Here is a 3,383-nt window from a genome sequence, read left to right as displayed (position 1 = left end):
GCTGGATGCGATCCCGGGCCCCGCCGAGCTACCTATATCCTTAATCCGTCGAGGTTGCTTCGTGGCTGACAAGAGCAGCCCATGCGGCAACTTCGGACAGCCGTGCAATGCCACTTTCCAGGACCTCGGACCATCAGATGGCCTGAATCATGAGGTTCAGGACGCGACCAGCTCCCCCAGCAATCCCAAGAATTGAACGGTATGGATCACGACGCAACAATCCTTAGCCTCTTCGCCGGCATCGGGGGCTTTGAGCAGGCTTTTCGGAAAGCCGGGTTTTCGGGCGACGTGCTGGCCTACGAAAACTGGCCATCAGCCCAATCCGTCCTCAGCAAGCGCTTTCCTTCCGCCAGCATGTTCGAAGACGTACAGGACCTGCCGGAAAAGCTGCACGACGCCGAGATCGTGACAGCGGGTTTCCCCTGTACCGATCTGTCCTCTGCGGGAAGGCTTGCCGGAATCTCCGGCGACGCTTCAGGCCTCATCATCGGTGTCCTGCAGGCAATCCAGTCGCAGAAGCCTGAGTGGGTCCTGCTCGAAAACGTCCCCAACATGTTGCGACTCAAGGGGGGTGAGGCGATGTCCATCATCGGCAGCATGCTCAGCGACGCCGGCTACAGCTGGTGCTACCGCACTCTCGACGCTCAGCATTTTGGGGTTGCACAACGACGTAAACGAGTCTTCCTCCTTGCCAGCCGCCACCAGGGCCCGGAACGCGTTCTGTTTCGGGACTATGCAGCGCCTTCGGAAGGAAGACGGAGCACCACAGACCGGATCCAGAAGGCTCATGGCTTCTACTGGACAGAGGGGAATCGCGGCGTTGGCTGGGGCAACGGTGTTGTGCCAACGATCAAGGGATCTACCACGGCGGGAATCCCCTCGGCCCCGGGCGTCTGGCTTCCCGGGAAGCCCATCGAATCGAAGTTCCGGACCCCGTCCATTGAAGCCTTGGAAACCCYGCAAGGCTTTCGCCCGGGCTGGACCAGCGCAGCGCCGTCACGGGACCGCTGGAAGCTCGTTGGCAACGCAGTCGCTGTCCCGGCGGTGCAGTGGATCGCAGAGGGGCTGAGGGCATATGACCAGCTAAGTACCGTCGAGCTCCCCCGGGAACTTGATGTGAAACAAGGATGGGGCTCGGCGGGAATCTCGGTCGGTGACCACGTGCGGCGCGCAAAAGTCTCGGAAGCTCCCGTCACGGGACCTTTGCGCCGGACGTTCACCCTCCAAGGGGTTCTTGAGGAGAGGGGCTCAAACGCCCTTTCTGCGAAGGCGACGCGAGGGTTCGCCTCGCGGCTGCTCCGAAGCACCCTCCGCTACCAGGACGCCTTCATGCAAGACCTCAAGGAGTATGCCTCCCTCTGATGTCGGGGCTGGTGTGTATAAATAGTAGGAGCATCAACGAAATCGAAAAATGGGGGAGCATTAATGACAGTCGCGCCTGCGGCGTCGGCAGTTCACGACGAGCTGCCTGAGGTCGGTCAATTGGTCACGGTTCGGGGTTCAAAATGGATCGTCACCGACGTCGCAGCCCAGGCACTGGAACGCTCCAGCGCAGACGATGGCAAGGCTGAGCTCCAGCACGCAGTGTCGCTCCAGTCGATCGAGGAAGAGCACTACGGCCACGAGATGACTGCCATCTGGCAGCTTGAGCCGGGACGGGGCGTCATTCTTGACCAAGGCCTCCCCACGACGGTCGCCCCAGATCAGTTCGACGATCCGACCACGTTCGCTGCCTACGTCGATGCTCTCCGCTGGGGTGCTCTGACCTCGGCGGACGCCCGGACGCTACAGGCCCCCTTCCGCAGCAGMGCAACCATCGAGGCCTACCAGCTTGAGCCGCTGCGCCGTGCGCTGGAAGCACCTCGAGCGAACCTCCTCCTTGCCGACGATGTCGGTCTCGGCAAGACCGTCGAAGCCGGACTGGTGGTGCAGGAGCTGCTTCTCCGCCACCGCGCCCGATCGGTCATCATCGTGTGCCCGGCCGGCCTCGTCATCAAGTGGCAGGAGGAGATGCGCGACAAGTTCGGTCTCGGCTTCGAAATCGTCAACTCCAACACCATGCGCGACTTCCGCCGACGCTTCGGAGTGCACGCGAACCCGTTCATCCTTTTCCCCCGGGTGATCGTCTCTATGTCCTGGCTGCCATCACCGCGAGCCGAGCGACTCCTCCGAGATGTGTACGCCCGGGCCGACGACAAGCGTGTTGCCGACCGGTACGCCTTCGATGTCGTGATCGTCGATGAAGCCCACCACGTTGCCCCGGCCACACCATCGCGAGGCGGCAATGACAAGAGCCGCTACGCCGTCGACAGCCAGCGCACGGTGTCCGTCCGCGAACTCGCGAGGCGCTGCGAACACCGGCTCTTCCTCAGTGCCACCCCGCACAACGGTTACACCGAATCGTTCACGGCCCTCATGGAGATGGTCGACCCGCAGCGCTTCGCCCGCGGCGCCGATCTCGACGCCAAGGCGCTGCGCGAAGTGGCCGTTCGCCGGCTCAAGAAAGACCTTCCTGATGAGGGCTTCCAACTGCGGGAAGTGCACGCCCTGCTGTTCCAGCCCTCCGACGACGAGTCTGAGGCCTACGACCGGCTGATCGCGTTCACCAAACGGCGCAACGCCGCCGTAAAGGCCGAGAAGGGCAAGCGCGCCGCAGACCTCGCGACTCTGATCCTGAAGAAGCGGTTCTTCTCCTCGCCAACAGCATTCGCCTCGACCGCCGAAACGTATCTCGCCACCCGTCTGCGTGGCGACGACGACATCGACTTGCCTGACTACGACGAGGTGCTCGGCGACGAAGCCTCCGACGAAGAAGAAGGCCGCCTGGAGCAGCCTGAGCTTGAAGCACTCCGCACAGCACAGCGCGCACAGGTTCCGCTGACCGATGAAGACGTCGCGGACCTTGAGTGGCTCATCGACTGGGGATGGCGCTACGCCTCACTACCTGACACGAAGCYCCAGGCGCTCATAACCTTGATCCGAGGTCAGCTGCTCACTCCAGAGGGAACCTGGCTAAACGAACGCGTCGTCATCTTCACCGAGTACGTCGCCACGCTCAACTGGATTCGCGATGTCCTCAACGCGTTCGACCTCGGAGGTGACCGCCTTGCGGTGATCGAGGGTTCAACCGATGCCGAAGAGCGCGAACTCATCCGCGTGCGCTTCACCGAGAACCCTTCCAAGGACCCCGTGCGGATCCTGATCGCGACTGATGCCGCGGGTGAGGGCATCGACCTGCAAACACACTGCCACCGCCTGGTCAGCTTCGACATCCCCTTCAACCCCAACCGCCTTGAGCAGCGAATCGGCCGCATCGACCGATATGGGCAGACCGAATGCCCGCAGATTTACCACCCTGATCCGGAAGACAAGTCGTCTACCTC

At 62.5% G+C, this 3,383-nt stretch carries 2 protein-coding genes; both read left to right on the top strand.

All coding sequences use genetic code 11. The features are described 5' to 3' along the window. Positions 1 to 201: 201 nt before the first annotated feature. Positions 202 to 1,362 carry a DNA cytosine methyltransferase gene (locus AC1DHD_RS15125; protein WP_476880500.1) on the top strand — a complete coding sequence of 387 codons (1,161 nt, stop codon included), beginning with the start codon at positions 202 to 204 and terminating at the stop codon, positions 1,360 to 1,362. A gap of 63 nt (positions 1,363 to 1,425) precedes the next feature. Then, positions 1,426 to 3,383 (top strand): DISARM system SNF2-like helicase DrmD (drmD, locus tag AC1DHD_RS15120; RefSeq protein WP_476880499.1); only part of this gene is annotated, 1,958 nt, incomplete at its 3' end.

It is taken from the genome of Arthrobacter sp. 05L45_2 (genome assembly GCF_056397525.1).
Note: the sequence above shows the minus strand (reverse complement) of the source record. Positions and strands in the feature narration are given on the sequence as shown.